This is a genomic window from Herbaspirillum sp. C7C8 (assembly GCF_022627875.1).
In the GTDB taxonomy this organism is placed as follows: Bacteria; Pseudomonadota; Gammaproteobacteria; order Burkholderiales; family Burkholderiaceae_D; genus Herbaspirillum.
In genome coordinates, this window is record NZ_JABXGG010000009.1 from 56066 (window position 1) to 79376 (window position 23311).

The 23311-nt window shown below is 60.3% G+C and carries 23 protein-coding genes; 16 read left to right on the forward strand and 7 right to left on the reverse strand.

What is annotated here, in order from left to right; all coding sequences use genetic code 11:
• Positions 1-40 precede the first annotated feature (40 nt).
• Positions 41-607, forward strand: a complete 567-nt coding sequence (gene phaR / locus HWE01_RS12380) for a polyhydroxyalkanoate synthesis repressor PhaR (RefSeq protein ID WP_008329998.1) — start codon at positions 41-43, stop codon at positions 605-607.
• Between the two features lie 37 nt (positions 608-644).
• Here the strand turns inward: phaR and HWE01_RS12385 are convergent, their stop codons facing one another.
• Positions 645-1505 carry a LysR family transcriptional regulator gene (locus HWE01_RS12385; RefSeq protein WP_241821965.1) on the reverse strand — a complete coding sequence of 287 codons (861 nt, stop codon included), beginning with the start codon at positions 1503-1505 and terminating at the stop codon, positions 645-647.
• Between the two features lie 99 nt (positions 1506-1604).
• Here HWE01_RS12385 and HWE01_RS12390 point away from each other — a divergent pair, with 99 nt between their 5' ends.
• The 15 genes from HWE01_RS12390 (at position 1605) to HWE01_RS12460 (ending at position 15997) form a co-directional block, all read left to right on the forward strand.
• On the forward strand, positions 1605-2225 hold the full coding sequence (locus tag HWE01_RS12390) for an FMN-dependent NADH-azoreductase (protein WP_008329994.1): 621 nt from the start codon (positions 1605-1607) through the stop codon (positions 2223-2225).
• Positions 2226-2240: 15 nt separating this feature from the next.
• Positions 2241-2918 carry a DEAD/DEAH box helicase family protein gene (locus HWE01_RS12395; protein WP_241821966.1) on the forward strand — a complete coding sequence of 226 codons (678 nt, stop codon included), beginning with the start codon at positions 2241-2243 and terminating at the stop codon, positions 2916-2918.
• A complete protein-coding gene (locus tag HWE01_RS12400) occupies positions 2919-3812 on the forward strand; it encodes an AvrD family protein (protein ID WP_241821967.1) in 894 nt (297 codons plus the stop codon).
• 360 nt (positions 3813-4172) lie between these two features.
• A complete protein-coding gene (rimO, locus tag HWE01_RS12405; protein WP_008329993.1) occupies positions 4173-5549 on the forward strand; it encodes a 30S ribosomal protein S12 methylthiotransferase RimO in 1377 nt (458 codons plus the stop codon).
• A 14-nt stretch (positions 5550-5563) separates the two neighbouring features.
• Positions 5564-5977, forward strand: coding sequence for a hypothetical protein (locus tag HWE01_RS12410; protein ID WP_008329992.1), 414 nt, complete (start codon positions 5564-5566; stop codon positions 5975-5977).
• A 195-nt stretch (positions 5978-6172) separates the two neighbouring features.
• The gene (locus HWE01_RS12415) at positions 6173-7369 is read left to right on the forward strand and encodes a cystathionine beta-lyase (RefSeq protein ID WP_008329991.1); all 1197 of its coding nucleotides are present in this window, start codon (positions 6173-6175) and stop codon (positions 7367-7369) included.
• Positions 7370-8048: 679 nt separating this feature from the next.
• Positions 8049-8366 carry a flagellar transcriptional regulator FlhD gene (gene flhD / locus HWE01_RS12420; protein WP_008329990.1) on the forward strand — a complete coding sequence of 106 codons (318 nt, stop codon included), beginning with the start codon at positions 8049-8051 and terminating at the stop codon, positions 8364-8366.
• 174 nt (positions 8367-8540) lie between these two features.
• A complete protein-coding gene (gene flhC / locus HWE01_RS12425; protein ID WP_008329989.1) occupies positions 8541-9155 on the forward strand; it encodes a flagellar transcriptional regulator FlhC in 615 nt (204 codons plus the stop codon).
• Positions 9156-9253: 98 nt separating this feature from the next.
• Positions 9254-10048 (forward strand): class I SAM-dependent methyltransferase, encoded by a 795-nt coding sequence (locus tag HWE01_RS12430; protein ID WP_241821968.1) that lies wholly within the window; start codon positions 9254-9256, stop codon positions 10046-10048.
• A gap of 189 nt (positions 10049-10237) precedes the next feature.
• Entirely contained in the window at positions 10238-11098 is an 861-nt protein-coding gene (gene motA, locus HWE01_RS12435) for a flagellar motor stator protein MotA (protein ID WP_008329974.1), read from the forward strand.
• Positions 11099-11175: 77 nt separating this feature from the next.
• Positions 11176-12114, forward strand: a complete 939-nt coding sequence (motB, locus tag HWE01_RS12440) for a flagellar motor protein MotB (protein WP_008329973.1) — start codon at positions 11176-11178, stop codon at positions 12112-12114.
• Positions 12115-12200: 86 nt separating this feature from the next.
• Positions 12201-12755, forward strand: a complete 555-nt coding sequence (locus HWE01_RS12445; protein ID WP_008329972.1) for a hypothetical protein — start codon at positions 12201-12203, stop codon at positions 12753-12755.
• Between the two features lie 130 nt (positions 12756-12885).
• A complete protein-coding gene (locus HWE01_RS12450) occupies positions 12886-13251 on the forward strand; it encodes a response regulator (RefSeq protein ID WP_006463269.1) in 366 nt (121 codons plus the stop codon).
• 52 nt (positions 13252-13303) lie between these two features.
• Positions 13304-15472 carry a chemotaxis protein CheA gene (gene cheA, locus HWE01_RS12455; RefSeq protein ID WP_241821969.1) on the forward strand — a complete coding sequence of 723 codons (2169 nt, stop codon included), beginning with the start codon at positions 13304-13306 and terminating at the stop codon, positions 15470-15472.
• Positions 15473-15490: 18 nt separating this feature from the next.
• Complete coding sequence (locus tag HWE01_RS12460; RefSeq protein ID WP_008329969.1) at positions 15491-15997, forward strand: chemotaxis protein CheW; 507 nt, start codon at positions 15491-15493, stop codon at positions 15995-15997.
• A 69-nt stretch (positions 15998-16066) separates the two neighbouring features.
• Here HWE01_RS12460 and HWE01_RS22865 read toward each other — a convergent pair whose 3' ends face one another.
• The 6 genes from HWE01_RS22865 to HWE01_RS12485 all read right to left on the reverse strand — a co-directional run bounded on the left by HWE01_RS22865 (position 16067) and on the right by HWE01_RS12485 (position 23143).
• On the reverse strand, positions 16067-16195 hold the full coding sequence (locus HWE01_RS22865; protein ID WP_008329968.1) for a hypothetical protein: 129 nt from the start codon (positions 16193-16195) through the stop codon (positions 16067-16069).
• Between the two features lie 47 nt (positions 16196-16242).
• Positions 16243-17490, reverse strand: a complete 1248-nt coding sequence (locus tag HWE01_RS12465; protein ID WP_175344329.1) for a DUF2863 family protein — start codon at positions 17488-17490, stop codon at positions 16243-16245.
• A 150-nt stretch (positions 17491-17640) separates the two neighbouring features.
• Entirely contained in the window at positions 17641-20352 is a 2712-nt protein-coding gene (gene acnA / locus HWE01_RS12470; RefSeq protein ID WP_241821970.1) for an aconitate hydratase AcnA, read from the reverse strand.
• 128 nt (positions 20353-20480) lie between these two features.
• A complete protein-coding gene (locus tag HWE01_RS12475) occupies positions 20481-21029 on the reverse strand; it encodes a hypothetical protein (protein ID WP_008329961.1) in 549 nt (182 codons plus the stop codon).
• A 20-nt stretch (positions 21030-21049) separates the two neighbouring features.
• On the reverse strand, positions 21050-22051 hold the full coding sequence (locus tag HWE01_RS12480) for an HpcH/HpaI aldolase/citrate lyase family protein (RefSeq protein WP_241821971.1): 1002 nt from the start codon (positions 22049-22051) through the stop codon (positions 21050-21052).
• 102 nt (positions 22052-22153) lie between these two features.
• The gene (locus HWE01_RS12485) at positions 22154-23143 is read right to left on the reverse strand and encodes a malate dehydrogenase (protein WP_034350453.1); all 990 of its coding nucleotides are present in this window, start codon (positions 23141-23143) and stop codon (positions 22154-22156) included.
• Between the last annotated feature and the right edge of the window lie 168 nt (positions 23144-23311).

Below are 23311 nucleotides of genomic sequence, written 5' to 3' on the forward strand. Positions count from 1 at the left end.
CCGGCAAGACGGCTGCAATGAGAGAGAGACTGGACTTCAGATGACTACTGCAAAAAATTCGGCAGATCGCTTGATCAAGAAATATCCCAACCGCCGTCTGTACGATACCCAGACCAGTTCCTACATCACGCTGACCGACGTCAAGCAACTGGTGCTGGACAATGAAGAATTCACCGTGGTCGACGCCAAGAGCGGCGACGACCTGACCCGCAGCATTCTGTTGCAGATCATCCTGGAAGAAGAGTCGCATGGCGTGCCGATGTTCTCCAGCGGCGCGCTGTCGCAGATCATCCGTTATTACGGCCATGCCATGCAGGGCATGATGGGCAACTACCTGGAAAAGAACATCCAGACCTTCATCGACATCCAGAACAAGCTGGCCGAGAACTCCAAGGGCTTCTACGAAGGCAAGCCCTTCAGCCCCGAGATGTGGACGCAGTTCATGAACGTACAAGGTCCGATGATGCAGGGCATGATGAGCAACTACATCGAACAGAGCAAGAACCTGTTCATCCAGATGCAGGAGCAGATGCAGAGTCAGACCAAGAACATGTTTGGTACCTTCCCCTTTGGTGCGCCGGGTACGCCGCCGGATCAGAAGAAATAAACGGTTCTTTCTCCTCCCCGCAGGCTGACTGGACCGCTCAGAAGTTGTGGGCGTGCGACTGCACCAGGTCGATCAGAAAGTCAGCCGTCGCGCGGATGCGTGGTGCTCTGCGTACGTCGGAATGCATGACGAGGTACAAGGGGCAGGGCGGCGGGGACTTCGGCATCGGTATGGACACAAGCCGACTGTCTTCTGCCACCATGAATCGCGGCAAGAGCGCCATGCCGATCCCGGACAATGCGGCGTGGTACATGGCGCGAATGTCGTTGGTCCTTAGCGCGTAACTGCGTGGGCTTACATATTTTTCCAGCCAGATCTTTTGCCAGCAGCCGCTCCTCAGGTCGAGCCCAATGAATGAACGCTCGGATTCCGGTCTCTCCAGCCATGCCGGTACCCCATAGAGCTTGTAGTTCACATTGCACAACAGACGTGCCACCAGTTGCGGACTCTTTGGTTCGCTCATGCGTAATGCGATATCCGCTTCTCGGCGACTCAGGTCGGCGCCGCGACTCTCGCCGATCAGCTCCAGCTCGATCTCCCGGTATTTCTCCTGAAAAGACGACAATCTGGGAACCAGAAAGTCGCTCATCAGGATCGGCGGCGCCGACAGACGCACCGTGCCTGACAGCGTGGTGTTAGCTAACGCCGTACGCCACAGCGAGAGCATTTCCATTTCCAGCGACTCTGCCTGCCTGGACAGTTCCACGCCTTCCCTGGTCAATACCCATCCACGTGCCAAGCGGTCAAACAATTTGACCTTGAGCGTCTTTTCAAGATTGCCTACGCGGCGCGCTACCGTTGAGTGTTCGACTTCGAGCAATCTGGCTGAGGCGGACAGGCTACCTTCGCGGCTTAAGGTCAGGAAATATCGAACATCGTCCCATTGCAAGCTATTCATATGGGTATTTATGCACAGAGGAAGTCTGATTTTTGGGAATTCCTTCAGGGAAATCCTTGCTTTAGAGTTAAAAAACTTAACTCAAGGAGGACCTACAGCATGAAGATTCTGCATATCAATTCGTCGTCTCGCAGTACAGACAGCCGTTCGTTGCAGCTCGCGGAAGTGTTTCTGTGCGAACTGAAAAAGCGCAAGGCCATTGAAGTTGATCGCTTCGATTTGTTCTCCGGAAAACTGCCGGAGTTCGGGGAGCTAGCCGTCAGTGCGAAGATGGCCCTGTTTACCGGCGCAGAGGCGACCACCGAACAAAAACGCGCATGGGCCGGCATCAGGGAAGTGTTTGACCGGTTTGCTTCTGCCGATGCCTACGTGATCAACGTACCCCTCTGGAACAACGGCCTGCCCTATATTCTCAAGCAGTTCATTGACGTCGTTACCCAGCCGGGCTGGGCATTCGGCTTCGATCTTGAGAAGGGATACAGCGGCCTTCTGAAGAATAAAAAGGCTTGCATCATACATGCCAGTGGTGTCTATCACCATCGTATTCCGGTGAACTTCGGATCCGATTTCAGTACGCCCTATCTGACCGACTGGCTGAAGTTCGTTGGCGTGGAGGATATTCAGCAAATTCACTTTGCGCCTACCGTGGTCAATCCTGACTTCGAGCAGACCAGGCAGCGTGCGGAGCAGCAGGCTGTAGAGATTGCATCCAACTTCTGATTCGGGGACAAGTCCATGCGCTTGGGCATCACAGGAACCTATTCTTCAGGCAAAACCATGACCTCGCTCGTTCTTGGCCATTACTTGGGGCTGCCGCGCACTGAGGCGCGCACCATGCGTGAGATCCTTCCCGAAGCAGCGCCAGGAAAGGATCTCGAACAGTGCACATCTCTGGAGCTGATCCAAATGATTGTGATTCGCCACATGGAGCGAGTCGTTCATGAACATGACTTGTCTCCCGTTTTTATATCGGATGGATGTTCGCTGCAGGAGTGGATCTATGGCAGCGTCCGCGTTGTGTATGGTATCAATCCAAATGCGTCGATCAGCTTGCAACCTGGTCAGTGCGTCGCGCGGACTGACGAACTGGCTTACTTCGAAGCGGTAATGGGCGAGTTGGGTAAGGTCTTCAAGCGGCACGTGAAAAATTCCTTTGACTTGTTCGTGCATCTGCCTAACGAGCTGCCATTGACCAAAGACGGGCATCGCCCAGTCAATGAACTGTTTCGTTCAGCGTCTGATGGCTTGCTGAAGGCTGCTTTTGACGAACTGGCGATTCCTTATTACATCGTTGGTGGTTCAATCGAAGAACGTGCCAAGCGGATCGCCGGAATTATCGGACGAAAGCCAGTCATGTCGATCTCGGATGCGGTAGGCATGGCACAAGCCCAATACGACCAATTGATAATGTGATTGACCTTTGATTTGTGGAAAGCCAATATGTCATTCAGTTACTATCAATCCATAGATGAATTTTTGGGTGCACGTGAGTCGCGGTACTTCGGGTTTGGCTACGTCAACACCAAGCAGGTCATTTCAGATTTTTCCCTGGCGGAGAATGGAGAAACTCTGGGCTTCTCCTGCATTGGTTCTGTGCTCTTGCCAGACGTGTGGTCCGCGAAAGGCGGCAGCATGCAAAAGCCACATCTCAGCAGCATCGATGCAATCGAGTTCGCAATCGAATGCCTAGGCCGTGTATTCCACCAGGCTTTTCCCGGCGATGAATTCTCTATTGAGCTTGTTGAGAAAATGGAGGTATTCGCCGGAAAAGACCCGGTGGAAGAGTGTCTGGAAGCAATTCCACTCAATGGCAGTATCCGCGAGTCCCGACCCGGAACCTACTTGTTGGAGATGGAGATCTCCAGCATGAAGGTCAGCCTCGTTTTCTTGCGCGAGCTGCGGAAGAGCCAGTTTGTCGTCGGTCAGGAAAAGCAATCTATCGTCATTAATGATCTGATGCTCAATGAGGGGGCGCTCAATGCCTCTGCCATCGTGTTGCCGGACCGCAAAAATATTACGGAGAGCTGGGCTTTGTCGAGTTGCTTTGCTGCCGGGCTTCAATTGGGGCAAGTCCTGTTGTATAAGCTGGATAATCTTTCGCGTGAAGCGAGCAACACCCTATGGATGCGGCGGCTTTCGATCGTCGTTTCGCCAGGTATTCCGGCGCTGGACATGCCGCAACCGATCTACACCAAGTTGAAGAAAGTCAAAAAGCTGCATATAGCTCGTGAAGACTGGCGGTGCGCCACCATCTCTTCCATCATGTGCAACACCCATATTGATTGTGACGTTGCTCACAAGGTTTGAAATTTGACCGCGTTTTGGGGGAGGGTTCCCGATCTGGCGTCAGCGCTACGCTACCTTGATGTCAGCAGAGGGAATATCATCCCATCATTTGCAGACGGTGGTTGAATCACCATCAAATCCTTCCAGATCGAAGAAGCCATCAATCCAGCTTGGCATGTCGAATTGCTGTTAGCTCACGTTCTCGCCAAGTACCAGTCAGGCGACCGAGACGGTTGCGATCCCACCCGAAGTACACCCGAAACCGTCAAAAGCAAGCGCCCGGCAGTGGACGTTGTACAATAGCGCCCTGATTTTTAAAGCATTTTTTGCTTTTTCCCGTATTGTCGGCCGTTTCCGGCCCGCCTCACTGAGCCATCTGCCATGTCCAACCCGTCTTCCCCCGCCACCCCGGCCCTGCCCAAGGTCGGTTTCGTCTCCCTCGGCTGCCCCAAGGCACTGGTCGATTCCGAACAGATCCTGACCCAGCTGCGCGCCGAAGGCTACGATACCGCCAAGTCCTATGACGGCGCCGATCTGGTGATCGTCAATACCTGCGGTTTCATCGACGCTGCCGTGCAGGAATCGCTGGACGCCATCGGCGAAGCCCTGAACGAAAACGGCAAGGTCATCGTCACCGGCTGTCTCGGCGCCAAGAAGGATGCCGACGGCGACGACATCATCCAGAAGATCCACCCCAAGGTCCTCGAAGTGACCGGCCCCCACGCCGTGGGCGAAGTCATGCAGGCCGTGCACAAGCACCTGCCCAAGCCGCATGCGCCCTTCATCGACCTGGTGCCGCCGCAGGGCGTCAAGCTGACCCCCAAGCATTTCGCCTACCTGAAGATTTCGGAAGGCTGCAACCATCGCTGCAGCTTCTGCATCATCCCCTCCATGCGCGGAGATCTGGTCTCGCGCCCCATCGCCGATGTCATGCTCGAAGCCGAGAACCTCTTCAAGGCCGGCGTGAAGGAATTGCTGGTGATCTCGCAGGACACCAGCGCCTATGGCGTGGATGTGAAGTTCCGTACCGGTTTCTGGAACGGCAAGCCCATCAAGACCCACATGACCCAACTGGTCGGTGCCCTCGGCGAGCTGGCACAACAATATGGCGCCTGGGTGCGTCTGCACTACGTCTACCCGTACCCGCACGTGGACCAGATCATCCCGCTGATGGCCGAAGGCAAGATCCTGCCCTACCTGGACGTGCCGCTGCAACACGCCCACCCGGACGTGCTCAAGCGCATGAAGCGTCCCGCCAATGGCGAGAAGAACATCGAGCGTATCCAGGCCTGGCGCGCGCTGTGCCCGGATATTACGATCCGCTCCACCTTCATCGCCGGCTTCCCCGGCGAAACCGAGGCTGAATTCGAGTACCTGCTGGACTTCCTCAAGGAAGCCGAGATCGACCGCCTGGGCTGCTTCGCCTATTCCCCGGTGGAAGGCGCCACCGCCAACGAGATCGCCAATCCGGTGCCCGAAGAAGTGCGCGAAGAGCGCCGTGGCCGCGTCATGCAGCTGCAGGAAGACATCTCCAAAAAGCGTCTGCAAGCCAAGGTCGGCAAGACCCTGCGCGTGCTTATCGATGAAGTGGACCGCAACGGCGGTACCGGCCGCACCTATTCGGATGCGCCCGAGATCGATGGCGTGGTCTACGTAAAACCACCCTTCGAACCGCACCGCAAGCTGGAAGTCGGCCAGTTCGTCGACGTGCGCATCACCGCCGCCGATGCCCACGACCTCTGGGGTGCCGCCGAGTGATGCACGTACTGCCGATGCGCCGCCCCCTGCTGGCGGCACTGGTGCTGTGCAGCGCCAGCGCGCTCCTGCCGGCTCGGGCGGCTTCCTCCGGGCCGGTCGCCAATGCCCCGGAAGGCTCGCTGCGGCAGACCCTGATGACGCACGCCGTGGTGCTGCGCGGCCAGATCGACGGGCGCCAGATCCAGCTTTCGCTGCAACCCAAGAAGAACGAGGATGGCCTGGAAGGGCGTTATTTCTTCTTCGGCGGTTCGCCCGAGATTCTGGTGGCCGGTGAGGTCGACGGTGACGATCTGCTGATGGAAGAATCCGTCAACGGCAAGGACGTCTCCGGCCAATGGGAAGGGCACCGCCAGGGCCAGTCCATCACCGGTACCTGGTCCAATGCCGATGGCAGCATCAACAAGCCCTTTGCGCTGCAGTTGCCCTGATTGCCCCGCCCACGGACAGCCTCGGACAGGGGCGCTGAAAAGGTGATATGAAGCTTGGTTCAGCCTCTTGCGCAAGCATCGCCGTCGCCAGCGGGCCTGCGGCCCATGCTCTTGCTTTCGATGTGAACAAGCTGCGCGTATAGTGAGACTTTTGCGCCCCGCTCCCGGGGCGCCATCGTTTCCTGAGGCAGATCCGTGTCCGATTCCAACGCAACGTTCCCCGCATCCTCCCTTCCGCTCGATCCGCAGACCGCACTGGTCCATAGTCGCTACCGTGCTCCCGACGGTTTCGAGGCCTTCCCGGTCGGTATCCATCACGCTTCCACCGTGCTGTTCCCCAACGTGGCGGCCATGCGTTCACGCGACTGGCGTGAAAAGCTCGGCTACACCTACGGCCTGCATGGCACGCCGACCAGCTTCGTGCTCGAAGCCCGGCTGGCCGAGATCGAGGGCGGCACTTATTGCCGTGTCACCCCCAGCGGCCTGGCGGCCATCGCCATGGTCAATTTCGCCTTCCTCAAGAGCGGCGACGACGTGCTGCTGCCCGATAACGTCTACGGACCCAGCAAGGATCTGGGCCAGTGGCTGGAACGCGATTTCCAGATCACGGCGCGCTTCTATGACCCGATGATCGGCGCCGGCCTGTCCGCGCTGATCCAGCCCAATACGCGCCTGGTGTGGACCGAGGCACCCGGTTCGGTCTCCATGGAGGTGCCCGACATCCCGGCCCTGTGCCGTGCCGCCCATGAGAAGGGCGTGCTGGTGGCCATCGACAATACCTGGTCGGCCGGCATCGCCTTCAAGGCCTTCGAGCATGGCGTGGACATCGTCATGCAGGCTGTCACCAAGTACCAGTCCGGCGGTTCGGACGTGCTGATGGGCGCGGTCATCGTGCGCGACCAGGCCCTCAACGAAAAACTGGAACTGGCCCACATGCGCCTGGGCTTCGGCGTGGGCATGGACGATGTCTATATGGTGCTGCGCAGCCTGTCCTCGATGCGCCTGCGCTTCGAGGCGCACGATGCCGCTGCGCGCAAGGTGGCGGCCTGGCTCAAGCAACGTCCGGAAATCGTCGCCGTACTCCATCCCGCCTTCGAGGATTGCCCCGGACACGCCCACTGGAAGCGCGATTTCACCGGGGCAGGGGGGCTGTTCTCGGTGATCTTCGATCCCCGTTACAGCGAAGAGCAAACCGACCGCTTCGTCGACAGCCTGCAGCTCTTCAAGATCGGCTACAGCTGGGGCGGTGCCCACAGCCTGTGCGTGCCGTACCGGATGCGCGGCATGCGCCACCAGTGGCAGCGCGACGGCGTGCTGGTGCGCTTCAACATCGGGCTGGAAGCACCGGATGACCTGATCGCCGATATCGGACAGGCCCTGGCCCGGTTGTAAGCTGCCTGCTCGCCTGCCATCCCCGCACCGGCCGCAGGCGAGCGGCCCGGTCGCCCCTGCGCCAAGGTTCAGTTTGCCTGCCAGAAATTGAATAAAGGTAAATGGCGTATCTGTTTATCGTTTTGAGGCCTGGCCCACCATCATAGAATGGTAGCCATTCTCGATACCTTGGTTTTTCCTGTGAAGATGTTGCGCAAAAATCATCAAGGCAGGTAAATAACTGCAAGTTTTCTTAGTCGGGAAGCTGAAGCAAACTACAGTTGAATCCCTCAATATGAGAAGAAATGTGGATGAGCTAGTCGCCCTCCAGCAACAATCAGGGAGAAATCCTCGAATATTTACAACTTATTTAGTTTCTTATAAGACAAGTTTCTGTTGTCATTTCAGGCAAGAAACCTTTTGATCAGGAAATCCCTGATAGGAGCGGGAAGGCGCAAGCATCCTGACTCTCTCGTATTCAACGCAGAAAACTTCACGCATATCCCGTCCTCGTGTAAGACGAACTCCTACAAGTTGCGCCGGGTGTTCTCCGTCTAAAAATACCGACCAAGTCTAATTTCCCGCCTGTCCTGCCCCCCTCAGAATTGGCTTGCAGTCAAGTAAATGTAAGCGATTGTAAGCAGCTCGACGCAGCCTGAGCGCGAGCCGTAGGAAGTTCTCATACCGAGGTGGGGTGCAAATGAATACCAACGACATGATGGCGGAGATCCGTGATGCCAACCTGAGCTATCTCATGCTGGCGCAGCAAATGATCCGTTCGGACAAGCCGACCGCAATCTTCCGTCTGGGCATCAGCGCCGAGATTGCCGATCTGATCGAAGGTCTGTCCAATGTGCAGATCATGAAACTGGCGGCGACCAACATGATGTTGACGCGTTTCCGTTTCGACGATGGTGCCATCCTCGGCATGCTGACCAACTACAACAAGGACAAAAGCCTGGCGCAGTCGCATGCGGCCATTCTGATGGCCTGTCAGCCCAGCGAACAAATTTCGTAAAACAACAAGACAAGGCAGGGCCGGCGTGTCCAGGGGAAGTCAACGCGCCGGAGGGGAAGACGTTCAACGCTTTATCAAGTTTGTGTCTTGCATTCATGCCTGAGAGTTCGCTTGCCGGCGGCACGCGAGTCGGGGTCAGGCAGACTTATTACGAAATCACCGGGGGGTAGCACCATGGCTAAGAAGAGCGTTGTCACAGAGGCGCAGGAAATTCAGCTGGCCATCGAACTGATCAATCTGGGGGCGCGCCTCCAGTTGCTGGAATCCGAAACTTCACTCTCGCGCGAGCGTCTGCTGAAGCTGTACAAGGAATTGAAGGGCGTCTCGCCGCCCAAGGGCATGCTGCCGTTCTCCACGGACTGGTTCATCACCTGGCAGCCCAATATCCATTCGTCGCTGTTCATCAATATCCATCGCTACCTGGTGGAGCACGCCCGCATCAATGGCATCGAAGCCGTCATGAAGGCCTACAAGCTCTACCTGGAGCAGGTTGGCTACAACGATGCCGGCGAACCCGTGCTCTCGCTGACCCGCGCCTGGACGCTGGTGCGCTTCTTCGAAAGCAAGATGCTCATGACCACGCCCTGCTGCAAGTGCAATGGCCATTTCGTCGTGCATCGCCTTGACCTGCACCAGGATTACCTGTGCGGTCTGTGCCACATGCCGTCGCGGGCCGGCAAGACCAAGAAGGCCAAGGATGCTGTCACCATGGGTCTGGCCGAGGCTGCCCTGCCGGTGGCTGCTGCCGCGCCCCTGGTCGCCACGTCGGTCCTGGCCGCTGTGGCCTGAGCCGGAGCAGGGATGTACCAATGCCTTGCTGCAGGTCTGCAGCGAGGCGGTAATGGGCCAGGGTGTTCAACCAAAAAAGAATAAGGCCGATTGCCTCGATGTCCGAACCTGAGAATCACCCCGCTGCCGGTCGCAGGCCCTGGTGGCAGGCGCCGGCGCTGCGGGCCCTGCTGCTGTTGGCGCTGGCGCTGGTCGGCGCCAATGTGCTGGATGTGCTTTTTCAGCGCGCCGGTCTTGCACCTCTTTCCCCCCTCCAGACTGCCCTGCTGCATGGCGTGATGGCCGCGCTGCTGGCGCGTCTGTGCCGCATGGCCATATGGTGGTGGCTGATCCTGCTGGTGTTCCCGGTGGCCGCATTGGGTGTGGCGCAGCTGCACGTGCCGCCGTGGGTATTCCTGGCGGTATTCCTGTTCATGCTGGTGCTGTTCTGGTCGACCTTCCGCAGCCAGGTGCCGTTCTATCCTTCCGGTCAGCGCGCCTGGGATGCGGTGGCCGGCCTGCTGCCGGAGGGGCAGCCGATCCGCTTCATGGATATCGGCAGCGGCCTGGGTGGCGCCGTGCTGGATCTGTCGCGCCGCCGCCCCGAGAGCGAATTCACCGGTATCGAGATCGCGCCCCTGCCTTGGCTGGTCAGCCGGGTGCGCGCGATGCTGGCAGGTGATCGCTGCCGTTTCGTGCGCGGCGACTACCTGCGGCTCGATTTCGGCGATTACGACGTGGTGTTCGCCTACCTGTCACCGGCGGCGATGGAGGCGCTGTGGCACAAGGCGCGCGCCGAGATGCGGCCGGGGACGCTGCTTCTGAGCTATGAGTTTCATATTCCCGGTGCTACACCTGATGTCGTGGTCGCCCCCGAGGACGGCGGCAGGGTGCTGCACGGGTGGCGCATGTGAGGGCTGGGAGCCGCGCAGGCCCTTGGCAGCGGCTGCGAGACGCGACGTATCAAGTTTGTGCCAATTCAGCCGTAAATCAAAAAGGAAGGGCGTTTTTCGGATATGTATTCCCTCATTTGCTTGATTGGAATACCTGTAATCTGATGAACGTGAAAATACACTCAACGCCACAGGGACGGGAGTAGGCACTTGTTAGTCATCATTGGATATATCGTGGTCATGGCGTCCGTCTTCGGCGGCTTTGCCATGGCAGGGGGCCACCTGGGGGCACTGTTCCAGCCAATCGAGCTGCTCATGATCGGCGGTGCTGCAGGGGGCGCTTTCCTGGTCGGTAACAACGGCAAGGCGATCAAGGCGACCCTGAAGGCCTTGCCCACCGTCTTCAAGGGCAGTGCCTATACCAAGGCGCTGTACATGGAACTGATGGCGCTGCTGTTCGAAATCCTGACCAAATCCCGCAAGGAAGGTCTGATGTCGATCGAAGGCGATATCGAAGAGCCCGAGAGCAGCCCCATCTTCAGCAAGTACCCGGGCGTGCTGGCGGACCATCACCTGATCGAATTCATGACCGATTACCTGCGTCTGATGGTCTCGGGCAACATGGATGCGTTCCAGATCGAAAACCTGATGGACAACGAAATCGAGACCCACCACCATGAGGGCGAAATTCCGGTGCACTGCATCGCCAAGCTGGGCGACGGCATGCCGGCCTTCGGTATCGTGGCAGCGGTCATGGGCGTGGTGCACACCATGGAATCGGTGGGGATCCCGCCCTCCGAGCTGGGCATGCTGATCGCGCACGCGCTGGTCGGTACCTTCCTCGGTATTCTGCTGGCCTACGGTTTCGTGGGCCCGCTCTCGAGCTTGCTGGAACAGAAGCTGCACGAATCGACCAAGATCTACCAGTGCGTGAAGGTGACCCTGCTGGCCAGCCTCAATGGCTATGCGCCGGCCCTGTCGATCGAATTCGGCCGCAAGGTCCTGTTCTCGACCGAGCGTCCGACCTTCCTCGAACTGGAAGAGCACGTCAAGCAGGCCAAGGGCAAGTAAGGCTGCCAGGCTGGTCCGGGGAGATCAGCTTGCAGGGCGATTCACACAGACATCAGTATTGAAGCAGGAGCACAGGCATGGCCGACGAAGGTCTACGTCCCATTATCGTCAAACGCATCAAGAAAGGCGGCGGGGGTCACCACGGTGGCGCCTGGAAGATTGCGTACGCCGACTTCGTGACGGCGATGATGGCCTTCTTCCTGCTCATGTGGCTGCTCGGGTCGACCGCCAAGGGGGACCTGAACGGTATTGCCGAATACTTCAAGACCCCGCTGAAGGTGGCCATGGCCGGTGGTTCCGGCAGCGGCGACGCCAACACCGTGCTGCCGGGGGGCGGCAAGGATCTGACCCGCCAGGACGGCCAGCTGCGCAAGGGTGAAAACGATGTGGTCTCGCGCAAGCAGAACCTCAAGCAGGCGCAGCAGGAGCTGGAGCGCGCCGAGCGTAGCCGCTTGGAAGAGTTGAAAGCGCGGATCGAAAAGGCCATCGATTCCAATCCGACCCTCAAGCAGTTCAAGAATCAGCTGTTGATCGACATCACCTCCGAAGGCTTGCGCATCCAGATCGTCGACGAGAAGAACCGTCCCATGTTTGCCCTGGCCAGTGCCCAGTTGCAGCCCTATACCAAGGAAATCCTGCACGAGATCGGTCGCACGCTCAACGATGTGCCCAACAAGATCAGCCTGTCCGGTCACACCGATGCCACGCCCTATTCGCAGGGGGAGAAGGGCTACAGCAACTGGGAGCTGTCGGCGGACCGCGCCAACGCCTCGCGACGCGAACTGATCATCGGCGGCATGGATGAATCGAAGGTGTTGCGGGTGGTGGGTCTGTCCTCGGCGGTGCTGCTGGACAAGGAAGATCCCTTCAACCCGATCAATCGTCGCATCAGCATCATCGTCATGAACAAGAAGGCTGAGGAACTGGTGGAAAAGGACAGCGGCTCGTTGAACGTGCCCACCGACGCCAGCGGCGAAGACGTGCAGCAGGGGCTCAGTGCGCCGGCCAAGAACTGAGCGCAGGTGCCAGGCCTGCGCGGTTGTACGTGGGGTTTGCCAATGAAGCAGAAGTGTTCCATTTGAACAGGGGAAGAGAGCCGGATATGCCGACCAAGACCATGCTGCAGGAGCTCAAGCGCTTGTTGCTCGATACTGCCAGCGGCGGCAGCCGCCAACTGACGGAAGTGGAGTCGGACCTGGTCCAGACCAACATTCTGCTGGGCGAAGCCATAGGCAAGCTGGGCAACAGCTTCATGGAACTGCATCGCTCGGTACAGTTGCAGCAGACCATCCTGGAAGGGCTGATGAACGGCACCGGTCATTTCGACGGCCAGAGCATCGAGCAGCTCAAGGCCACCCAGGCAGAGGTCAGCCACCACGTCAACGCGGCGGTGACCGGCTTGCAGTTCCAGGACATGACCAGCCAGCTGCTCGAGCGCATCGTGCGCCGCGTGATCGGCCTGCGTGAAGCGCTGGGCGTGCTCAGTGCAAACAGTTTCGAGATCGTGCCCGAGCAGGGCCAGACCGATGAAGAGGTCAAGGAACTGCTGGCCAGCACGGTACAGGTCATGGAGGAGCGCTTGAATGTGCTTGACACCGGACTGTGGAAGGCGGTGCGCCAGACCCGCATGGAAAGTGGCGATATCGAGCTGTTCTGAGCGGTGGCCTGGCTGAGTGGTACAAGATTGAACTAGGTCATTCCGGCCTTGGCGGGACGATAGGTGGGTGGCCAAGGGTGCGGCATAATACATACGCGCATGAGCCTTATTGAAGAAACAGGGAGTAACGATGTCCAAAACGATTCTCGCAGTAGATGATTCCGGGTCACTGCGTCAGATGGTGGTATTCAGTCTGAAAGCTGCGGGTTACAACGTGACCGAGGCGGTCGACGGGGTGGACGCGCTGGAAAAGGCCAAGACGCATACCTTCGACCTGGTCCTGACCGACCAGAACATGCCGCGCATGGACGGCCTGACCCTGATCCGCTCCCTGCGCGAGCTGACCAGCTATGCGCGCGTGCCCATCCTGATGCTGACTACCGAATTCAGCGACGAGATGAAGGCCAAGGGCAAGGCCGCCGGTGCCAATGGCTGGCTGGTCAAGCCCTTCGATCCGCAGCGCCTGACCGAGGTGGTGCGCAAGGTGATCGGCTGATCTTGCCGGGATAACAAGAAGATACGTACAGCATCCAGCATGGAGCCCAGGCATGAGCATTGATATGAGCCAGTTTTTCCAGGTCTTTTTCGACGAGGCCGAGGAAGGCCTCGCGGAAATGGAAAAGCTGTTGTTGGCCGTCAATGTGGCGTCTCCCGATCCGGAAGACCTCAATGCGGTGTTTCGTGCCGCGCATTCGATCAAGGGTGGTTCGTCCACCTTCGGCCTGACCGATATTGCCGAAGTCACGCACGTCCTGGAGTCGCTGCTGGACCGCATCCGCCAGGGCCAGATGAAGCTGACCTCGGAGCACGTAGATGCCTTCCTGGCGGCCAAGGATGTGCTCAAGTCCATGCTGGACGGCCACAAGCACGGCGCCGAGGTCGATCAGGATGCGGTCGGCGACGTGCGCATGCTGCTCGAAGCGCTGTCGCAGGGCAAGAGTTCCAGCGCCGCTCCCAAGGCGGAGGGGGGCGCTGCGGTCGTGGTCGGTCCGGGCGGCGTGCGCCGCTACCGCCTGGACATGCCCGAGATCGCCGACAAGGATGCCGAAGCCCTGGCCGACGAGCTCTCCATGCTGGGCAAGCTGGAGAAGTCCAAATCGCCCGAGGGCAAGTGGATCTTCATTCTGGATACGGCTGAACCGATCGATGACGTGGTCGCCATCTGTGCCTTCATCGTCAATGTCGCCGACCTGAAGATTTCGCAGGCCGTCGAAACCGCCAAGAGCAGCGACGAAGAGCGCGGCTATGGCTTCTTCGACAATTTCGTCACCCAGGAGGAGCGTGAGCGCACCCAGGGTTACGGTTTCTTCGACAATCACACCGCCATCGAGGACAAGGAGCGCGAGCAGGGCTACGGTTTCTTCGCGCCCTTCGTGCCCCTGGACATCAGCGCCAAGAAGGCCGATGGCGAGGCCCATGCGGGTGGCGCCGGTAACGGTAATGGCAACGGCAATGGCCATCATGACGATGGCCATCTGCAGGGCGACCATGGCGGCGAAAAAAGGGCGGCCAAGGGCGGCACCGGCCAGGAGTCCTCCTCCATCCGGGTCAGCATCGAAAAGGTCGACCAGCTCATCAACCTGGTCGGCGAACTGGTGATTACCCAGGCCATGATCGAGCAGCGCGTGGGCAAGCTCGACCCGATGCACCATGAACACCTGCTCAACAGCGTGAGCCAGTTGAGCCGCAATACGCGGGATCTGCAGGAATCGGTGATGTCGATCCGCATGATGCCGATGGATTACGTCTTCTCGCGCTTCCCGCGCATGGTGCGCGACCTGGCGCACAAGCTGGGCAAGCAGGTCGAGTTCGTCACCCACGGCGCGGCCACCGAGCTGGACAAGGGCTTGATCGAGCGCATCGTCGATCCGCTCACCCACCTGGTACGTAACAGCATCGACCACGGCATCGAACAGCCCGAGGCCCGGCGCGCTGCCGGCAAGGGCGAGGCCGGTGTGCTGTCCCTGTCGGCCGAGCACCAGGGCGGCAACATCATCATTGAAGTCACCGACGACGGTGGCGGCCTGAACCGCGACAAGATCCTGGCCAAGGCCAAGCAGCAGGGCATGCCGGTGACCGACAGCCTGACCGACGCCGAAGTGTGGCAACTGATCTTCGAACCGGGCTTCTCCACCGCCGAGCAGGTCACCGACGTGTCCGGCCGCGGCGTGGGCATGGACGTGGTCAAACGCAACATCCTGGCCATGGGCGGCGCGGTGGATATTCGCTCCAGCAAGGGCTTCGGCACCACGATTTCGATCTCGCTGCCGCTGACGCTGGCGATCCTGGACGGGATGTCGATTCGCATCGGTGAAGAAGTTTACATATTGCCGCTAGGATATGTGGTTGAATCTTTGCAGCCTTTGCCGCAAGATATCAAGGAAATTTCCGGTCAGGGCAAGGTGCTGCGTGTACGTGGCGAATATCTGCCGCTGATCCCGCTGTATCAGATTTTCAACATCGAACCTTCATTCACCGATCCCTCGCAAGGATTGGTGGTCATTTTGGAGTCAGATGGGAAAAAGGCGGCACTTTTCGTGGATGACCTGATCGGACAACAGCAAATCGTTGTGAAGAACCTGGAATCCAACTATCGAAAGGTCGCTGGCATTTCCGGTGCTACCATTCTGGGCGACGGCGGCGTCGCTCTGATTGTCGATGTGGCAGCCTTGCTGCGATCCAGCCGCCAACTGAATGACGAATCTGTATTTTCCTGATATTTAAAGGGCCTCAACATGTCTGACACTGCAACCAAGAATCTTTCCGGCTTCGGCGACAAGACCGACAGCAACGGAAACGAGTTTCTCGCCTTCACCCTGGGCAAGGAAGAATACGGCATCGATATTCTGAAGGTTCAGGAAATCCGCGGCTACGAAGCCGTAACCCGCATCGCCAACTCGCCCGATTTCATCAAGGGCGTGGTGAACCTGCGCGGCATCATCGTCCCCATCGTGGACATGCGCATCAAGTTCCAGCTGGGCGAGCCGACTTATGACCAGTTCACCGTGGTCATCATCTTGAACATCGGCGGTCGCGTCGTGGGCATGGTGGTCGACAGCGTCTCCGACGTCATCACGCTGACCCAGGAACAGATCAAGCCGGCACCGGAGATGGGCACCACCTTCGATTCCGACTACCTGATCGGTCTGGGTACCCTGGAACAGCGCATGCTGATCCTGGTGGACATCGACAAGCTGATGTCCAGCGCCGAGATGGGTCTGATCGAAAAGCTGGCAGCCTGAGTCGCTGAGGCTGCTCAGGCAGGTCGCAGAGGATCCGGAGGAGACGCAGGCCGGATCTGACGTCCGTCGTCATTCGGTCGCGCAGGAAAAGCGGGCACGATAGCCCGATACAGAAGAGAAAAAGGCATCCGCCCTGTGGTGGATGCCTTTTTTATGGGCGCTGTCCGGCGCCTGTGAAGCTTTGTGCAGGCCGGCCATGTCCGGCGCCGCGCGTGCTGCCCGGCAGCAGCACTTTGCTTCATCTCTCAGTGGAAGTGCTCGACCGGAGGAGGCGTATCTTCCGGCATTTCCGCGTGCACCAGTTCACCTTCCCGATCAGGGAAGAGCGGTGCGCCGCAGTCGTCGCAAAACTCCATGGTGAAGCGTTCTGCATGATGCTTGATGTGCACGATGCCGCATTCGCGCAGCACCGTGAGGATCTGCTGCAGCGGACTGGCGGGCATGCCCTCCAGCAGGCCGGCGCCGGCGGGGATGATCATGGGCAGTTCTTCACCGCTTTCCTGCTCATACAGCGGCCAGACGGTCCCATAGACCACGGTCGGATCGCCGCCGATGGAAAAGCCGATGCGGTATTCATCGATCTGGCCATTGATGTCCTCGGAGAAGCCGCCGATGCTGGCATGCAGTTCGGCAGAGGAGATGTCCAGGGTCTGAGTCAGGAAATAGTCGGCGGCGCGGATGGAGGCCGGGCGGATGCGCTTGTCGGCCTCGCGGCAGCCGAAGAAATAGGCTTGCGGCAGCAGCAGCTCGACGCTGCAGCCGGGTAGCAGGCGCGTGAAGAGCGGTGTGGCCTGCTGGGTCCAGGCCTCGGAGGCTGCCGCCTTCCTGGCCGAGAAATGGCTCTGTTGTTCGCTTTCCTGCCAGTGGAACAGGGGGCCGCCGGCCGGCACCACCACGGCCGCAATCACATAGCGGGTATCGGCCAGGAAGGCGGCGGTGGGCGGCTGTTCGCCGCGCAGTTGTACCGGACCGGTCTTCAAGGCGGTCTGGCCCATCTGGCGGGTCAGGGCGAAGACGTCGGCGTGCATGCGCGGCAGCTGTTCGATGGAGAACAGGGTCGGCGCCAGTGCCAGACGGGCATCCTTGGCCAGCACATGGGCGTGCAGGTGGGCGCCGATGGCCGCCAGCAGCTCGCTGCCGATGGGGCCGGAGGCGATGGCAAAGCGGGTCCAGGCCAGTACCGGCAGCACCAGCAGCTGCACGTCGTATTGCTGGCCGTCGTGTTCCAGCGAGGTGGATTCGCTGCCGGCCTCGACGGCTTCGATCAGCACGTCGTAGGCATCCAGGTCGGCCTTGAAGAGGTGATCCAGGGCCGCATCGATCAAGCCCTGGTGGCCGGTGCGCAGCAGCTTGTTGAGCAGGGCGTCCAGGGGATTGAGCCAGGCGCGCTCTTCGAGCCGGCTGGAGGCCTGCGCGATGGCCTGCGCAAAGGTCACCAGATGCTGGCTGTCGGCAGAAAGCTTGGAGGAGGAACGTTTGGCGGGACGACGCATGTAGGCTATCTGTATCTGTGGAAACGAAACCGCCTATTGTAGTTGATTTGTCAGCCCTGTCAGCCGCCGCCTTTGCGCAGCGCCAAGGGACAATAAAAAACGCCGGACGAATCCGGCGTTTTCCTTGCTGCAAGGTAGGACGTGCGCTGCTTAGGCTGCCAGCAGCTGACGCAGCACGAACGGCAGGATGCCGCCATGCTTGTAGTAGTCCACTTCGATCGGGGTGTCGATACGCAGCAGCAGCTTGACTTCCTGGGTCTGGCCGTTCTTGCGGTGGATCACCAGGGTGGCTTCCTGTTGCGGCTTGATCTCGCCTTCCAGGCCCTTCAGGTCGAAGCTTTCTTCACCGGTGATGCCCAGCGACTGCACGCTGTCGTTGCCCAGGAACTGCAGCGGCAGCACGCCCATGCCCACCAGGTTGGAACGGTGGATACGCTCGAAGGAACGCGCGATCACGGCCTTCACGCCCAGCAGCTGGGTGCCCTTGGCAGCCCAGTCACGGGAGGAGCCGGTACCGTATTCTTCGCCACCGAAGACCATGGTCGGGGTGCCTTCGGCCACGTACTTCATGGCGGCGTCGTAGATCGACATTTCTTCACCGGAAGGCTGGTGAATGGTGATGCCGCCTTCCACGCGCGAGCCGTCTTCCTTGGCCGGGATCATCAGGTTCTTGATGCGCACGTTGGCGAAGGTGCCGCGCATCATGATCTCGTGGTTGCCACGGCGCGAGCCGTAGGAGTTGAAGTCAGCCTTCAGCACGCCATTGGCTTGCAGCCACTTGCCGGCCGGGCTGGATTCCTTGATGGAACCGGCCGGGGAGATGTGGTCGGTGGTGATCGAGTCGCCGAACACACCCAGGGCACGGGCACCGCTGATGCCGGTGGCAGCAGCCTTGGGTTCTTCGCTGAAGTTCTCGAAGAACGGCGGCTCGGCGATGTAGGTCGAGGTCGGCCAGTTGTAGACTTCGCCCTTGGCCACGCCCTTGATGGCTTCCCACAGCTTGCCGGGAGCGCCCTTCACATCGGCGTAGTTTTCCTTGAAGGTCTTGGCGTTCATGGCGAACTTGAGCAGCTTTTCGATCTCTTGCGAGGTCGGCCAGATGTCGCCCAGGTAGACGTTCTTGCCGCCCTTGCCCTTGCCGACCGGTTCGGTCATCAGGTCACGGGTGACATTGCCGGCGATGGCGTAAGCCACCACCAGCGGGGGCGAGGCCAGGAAGTTGGCGCGGATGTTCGGGTGGATACGGGCTTCGAAGTTGCGGTTGCCCGACAGCACGGCGGCGGCCACCACGTCGTTCTTGACGATGGCTTCGTTCATGGCCGGGGTCAGGTCGCCGGCGTTGCCGATGCAGGTGGTGCAGCCATAGGCGGTCACGCCAAAGCCCAGCTTTTCCAGGTACGGCAAGAGGCCTGCCGCTTCCAGGTACTTGGTCACCACGCGCGAGCCAGGGGCCAGCGAGGTCTTGATGTGCGGGGCGACCTTCAGGCCGGCTTCCACGGCCTTCTTGGCCAACAGGCCAGCAGCCAGCAGCACGCTCGGGTTGGAGGTGTTGGTGCAGGAGGTGATGGCGGCGATGAGCACGTCACCGTTGTGCAGGTCCACACCGTCGGCGTTCTTGTAGGTGGCGGTCAGGTCTTCGGCCTTCTTGTTGAAGCCGTTTTCTGCGGTCGGCTTGGTGAAGAGGTCGGAGAAGGTGGTCTTGACGTTGCCGATCTCGATGCGGTCTTGCGGACGCTTGGGACCTGCCAGCGACGGCGCGACGGTGCCCAGGTCCAGCGAGACTTCCTGGGTGTAGTCGATCTGGCCGGCCTTGGGCACGCCGTACAGGCCCTGGGCCTTGAAGTAGGCTTCGAAGGCGTCGATCTCGGCCTTGGTGCGGCCGGTGCCCTTGAAGTAGGCGATGGTGGCGTCGTCCACCGGGAAGAAGCCCATGGTGGCGCCGTATTCCGGGGCCATGTTGGCGATGGTGGCGCGGTCGGTCAGCGACAGCGATTCGGTACCTTCACCGAAGAATTCGACGAACTTGCCCACGACCTTGGTCTGGCGCAGCAGTTCGGTGATGGTCAGCACCAGGTCGGTGGCGGTGACGCCTTCGCGCAGGGCGCCGGTCAGGTTCACGCCGACCACGTCCGGGGTCAGGAAGTAGACCGGCTGGCCCAGCATGCCGGCTTCGGCTTCGATGCCGCCCACGCCCCAGCCGACCACGCCGATGCCGTTGATCATGGTGGTGTGGGAGTCGGTGCCGACCAGGGTGTCAGGGTAGTAGACGCCAGTCTTGTTGTGCACGCCGCGTGCCAGGTATTCCAGGTTGACCTGGTGGACGATGCCGAAGCCCGGGGGCACCACGCCGAAGGTGTCGAAGGCCTGCATGCCCCACTTCATGAACTGGTAGCGCTCGTTGTTGCGCGAGAATTCCAGCTTCATGTTCAGGTCCAGCGCCTTCTTCTCGCGGAAGTGGTCGATCTGCACCGAGTGGTCCACCACCAGATCCACCGGCACCAGCGGCTCGATGTTCTTGGGGTTCTTGCCCAGCTTGCTGGCGACGTTGCGCATGGCGGCCAGGTCGGCCAGCAGCGGCACGCCGGTGAAGTCCTGCAGCACCACGCGGGCCACCACGAAGGGGATCTCATCGACGCGGGCGGCCTTGGCGCCCCAGTTGGCCAGTTGCTTGACGTGTTCTTCGGTGACCTTCTGGCCATCGCAGTTGCGCAGCACCGATTCCAGCACGATGCGGATCGACACCGGCAGGCGCGAGATATTCACGCCCAGCGACTTTTGCAGGGCGGGCAGGGAGTAGAACTTGCCCTTCTTGGAACCGGAAATCTTGAATTCCTTCAGGGTGTTCAATGTGTTGCGAGACATGGCCTCTTCTCCTTAATTTGGCAATTTAGTGATGCTAGCTAGTCGAATCCGGTTTGCGCTGCAATGGTGAACTGCGGGGTGCTGCCTGATTCTGTGTTGCTTGAAACACTGCGCCGGCGGCTGCCGGCTCAGTTCTGGTGGGGTGCCGCGGCGAGGAGGGCGGCCGGTGCTGCGGCGGCTGCCTTCATCTGCTCGGCGTTCTTGCATTCGTTGGCCAACTGCTGGCCCTTCTTGGAATCCAGCAGCAGGCCCTTGGCCGGAATACCGATCCAGACCAGGCCCATCTTGTGGTTTTCGAAGCGGTTGGCACCCGTGGTGGTGGCCACGCGGGTGAGGCGGTGGATGCGCTTGTTCCAGCGGATGGCGATGTGCTTGTCATCGGCTTCGTTCTTCCAGATGGTCAGCTTCTGACCCATTTCGCACTGGAAGTCGGCCGAGACGGTACCGCCCAGGTCGGGTTCGCTGTCGTCATCCTCGGCATCGGAAGAGAACGGCATCTTGGCGGCCGGGGCAGCGGCAGCGGCGGCCTTCTTGCCGTGCGCCTTGCTGGTGTGCGCCTTCTTGACGACCTTTTTCTTGGCCGCCGGCTTGGTGTCGGGTTGGGCATGTGCCGCAGTGATGCCGGCGGTGGCAAACAGGGCGCCCAGCAGGGCGAGGAGAGTCAGGTGCTTTTTCATGGACGTCGGTTGAAACGATGTTACTGCGTGGTTGAGAGGGCGTCGCCGCGGGCGAACCAGGGGGCAGTCTCCGGCGGCAGCGCGATGCCGGTGGCGTGCGCGCGTTGCAGGATACTCCAGTAATAGCGATAACTGGCGCGGTCATGCAGGTTGCCCTCATGCTGAATCGGGCCCCACTGCACCGCCTGCGCCTTGAGCAAGATCTGTGCCGCCGTCCCGGCCTCTTCGCTGGTCGGGGACATGGCCTGCACGATGGGCCGGATCTGGTCCGGATGGATGCTCCACATCCGGGTATAGCCAAACTCCTGTGCCGCGCGACGCGCATCGTCGGCCACGGCGGCGGAATTCTTGATGTCGGTGCTCACGTTGTGCGACGGCACCTTGCCATGCGCATGACAGGCGGCGGCGATTTCCAGCTTGGCGCGGCGCACCAGCGGATGGTCGAACTGTCCGGGCGAGCGCATGGCGCTGCCGGGAATGGCTCCGTAATGGGCCGAGACGAAATCCATCACCCCGAAGGACAGTGACTGCACCTGGGGCAGGGCGGCGATCCTGGCGACATCGGCCAGGGCGCCATGGGTCTCGATCAATACCTGCACCGGCAACTGCGGGCGACCCGCCGAGCGGGCCACGCGGTTGATGCTCTCCAGGGCGCGCTGCACGTCATCGATGCCTTCGGGCTTGGGCAGCATCACATAGGCCAGCTCGCGCGCAGCGGCGCCGCAGATGATGGCCACGTCCTGCTCGAAATTCGCATGCCCCACGTCGTGCAAGCGCGCGCCGATGCGGCGGTAGACGTTGTCGGGGCTGGCGATGAGCGAGGCGACCAGTTCGGCGTGCGCGGCTTCATTGCCGGCGGCAGCACCGTCTTCGCAGTCGAAGGTGATGTCGAACAAGGGGCCGAGCTCCTGTTGCAGGGCCATCGACTTGCGCATCAGCTTTTCGGAGCCGGCGTAGTGATCGCACACCGGAAGCGAAACCGGTTGCTGGGCACCTGGGAACAAGACCTGGGAAGGAAGCATTGCTGCGAATGAAAGCAGGGTAGAGGTTATCGAAACGGGCGATGTGACACGGATACGAAACGGCAGGCGCGGCGCCCCGAAGGGCGGCCGCGCCATGGTCAATTAGCCGACCAGATGCTTGACGCCTTCGCGCTCTTCCAGCAGTTCCTTCAGGGTGATGTTGATGCGCTCTTGCGAGAACTCATCGATTTCCAGGCCCTGGACGATCTTGTACTCACCGTTTTCGGTGGTCACCGGGAAGCCGAACATGGTGCCTTCGGGGATGCCGTAGGAACCGTCGGAGGGGATGCCCATGGTGGTCCACTTGCCGTTGGTGCCCAGTACCCAGTCACGCACGTGGTCGATGGCCGCGTTGGCTGCCGAAGCGGCCGAGGACAGGCCGCGGGCTTCGATGATGGCCGCGCCGCGCTTGCCGACGGTGGGCAGGAACACGTTCTTGTTCCATTCCTGGTCGTTGATGGTGTCCTTGACCGATGCGCCATCAGCAGTAGCGAAGCGGTAGTCGGCGTACATGGTCGGCGAGTGGTTGCCCCACACGCACAGCTTTTCGATGGCCGAGACCGGCTTGCCGATCTTGGCAGCCACTTGCGACAGGGCGCGGTTGTGGTCCAGGCGCAGCATGGCGGTGAAGTTCTTGGCCGGCAGGTTGGGGGCCGACTTCATGGCGATGTAGGCGTTGGTGTTGGCCGGGTTGCCGACCACCAGCACCTTGACGTTGCGCGATGCGACGGCGTCCAGCGCCTTGCCCTGCACGGTGAAGATCTGGGCGTTGGCTTCCAGCAGGTCCTTGCGCTCCATGCCGGGGCCACGGGGGCGGGCACCCACCAGCAGGGCGATGTCGGCATCCTTGAAGGCGGTCATCGGATCGCTGTGGGCGGTCACGCCAGCCAGCAGCGGGAAGGCGCAGTCATCGATTTCCATGATGACGCCCTTCAGGGCCTTCTGTGCCTTCTCATCGGGGATTTCCAGCAGTTGCAGGATGACCGGCTGGTCTTTGCCCAGCAGGTCGCCATTGGCGATGCGGAACAGCAGGGAGTAACCGATCTGACCGGCGGCGCCGGTGACGGCAACACGCATGGGGGCTTTAGCCATGTTGAATCTCCAAAAGAGGTGATGAAAAAAAGCATTCAGACTGCATCGAAGCGGCCGCTGCGGTCAGGTCGCGCGTGGCGCGGCAGGGCCGTGTAGCGGTTGCTTCAGGGGTGCGCATGAAAAATGCGCGGTTTTCCTCGAATTCTTGTTAGGCCGCCATGATACCGT

Bases quoted from the DNA above. Each gene is read 5' to 3' on its own strand.
- phaR (WP_008329998.1), top strand. From the start codon at position 41: ATGACTACTGCAAAAAATTCGGCAGATCGCTTGATCAAGAAATATCCC.
- HWE01_RS12385 (WP_241821965.1), bottom strand. From the start codon at position 1,505: ATGAATAGCTTGCAATGGGACGATGTTCGATATTTCCTGACCTTAAGC.
- HWE01_RS12390 (WP_008329994.1), top strand. From the start codon at position 1,605: ATGAAGATTCTGCATATCAATTCGTCGTCTCGCAGTACAGACAGCCGT.
- HWE01_RS12395 (WP_241821966.1), top strand. From the start codon at position 2,241: ATGCGCTTGGGCATCACAGGAACCTATTCTTCAGGCAAAACCATGACC.
- rimO (WP_008329993.1), top strand. From the start codon at position 4,173: ATGTCCAACCCGTCTTCCCCCGCCACCCCGGCCCTGCCCAAGGTCGGT.
- HWE01_RS12410 (WP_008329992.1), top strand. From the start codon at position 5,564: ATGCGCCGCCCCCTGCTGGCGGCACTGGTGCTGTGCAGCGCCAGCGCG.
- flhD (WP_008329990.1), top strand. From the start codon at position 8,049: ATGAATACCAACGACATGATGGCGGAGATCCGTGATGCCAACCTGAGC.
- flhC (WP_008329989.1), top strand. From the start codon at position 8,541: ATGGCTAAGAAGAGCGTTGTCACAGAGGCGCAGGAAATTCAGCTGGCC.
- HWE01_RS12430 (WP_241821968.1), top strand. From the start codon at position 9,254: ATGTCCGAACCTGAGAATCACCCCGCTGCCGGTCGCAGGCCCTGGTGG.
- motB (WP_008329973.1), top strand. From the start codon at position 11,176: ATGGCCGACGAAGGTCTACGTCCCATTATCGTCAAACGCATCAAGAAA.
- HWE01_RS12445 (WP_008329972.1), top strand. From the start codon at position 12,201: ATGCCGACCAAGACCATGCTGCAGGAGCTCAAGCGCTTGTTGCTCGAT.
- HWE01_RS12450 (WP_006463269.1), top strand. From the start codon at position 12,886: ATGTCCAAAACGATTCTCGCAGTAGATGATTCCGGGTCACTGCGTCAG.
- cheA (WP_241821969.1), top strand. From the start codon at position 13,304: ATGAGCATTGATATGAGCCAGTTTTTCCAGGTCTTTTTCGACGAGGCC.
- HWE01_RS12460 (WP_008329969.1), top strand. From the start codon at position 15,491: ATGTCTGACACTGCAACCAAGAATCTTTCCGGCTTCGGCGACAAGACC.
- HWE01_RS22865 (WP_008329968.1), bottom strand. From the start codon at position 16,195: ATGGCCGGCCTGCACAAAGCTTCACAGGCGCCGGACAGCGCCCATAAA.
- HWE01_RS12465 (WP_175344329.1), bottom strand. From the start codon at position 17,490: ATGCGTCGTCCCGCCAAACGTTCCTCCTCCAAGCTTTCTGCCGACAGC.
- acnA (WP_241821970.1), bottom strand. From the start codon at position 20,352: ATGTCTCGCAACACATTGAACACCCTGAAGGAATTCAAGATTTCCGGT.
- HWE01_RS12475 (WP_008329961.1), bottom strand. From the start codon at position 21,029: ATGAAAAAGCACCTGACTCTCCTCGCCCTGCTGGGCGCCCTGTTTGCC.
- HWE01_RS12480 (WP_241821971.1), bottom strand. From the start codon at position 22,051: ATGCTTCCTTCCCAGGTCTTGTTCCCAGGTGCCCAGCAACCGGTTTCG.
- HWE01_RS12485 (WP_034350453.1), bottom strand. From the start codon at position 23,143: ATGGCTAAAGCCCCCATGCGTGTTGCCGTCACCGGCGCCGCCGGTCAG.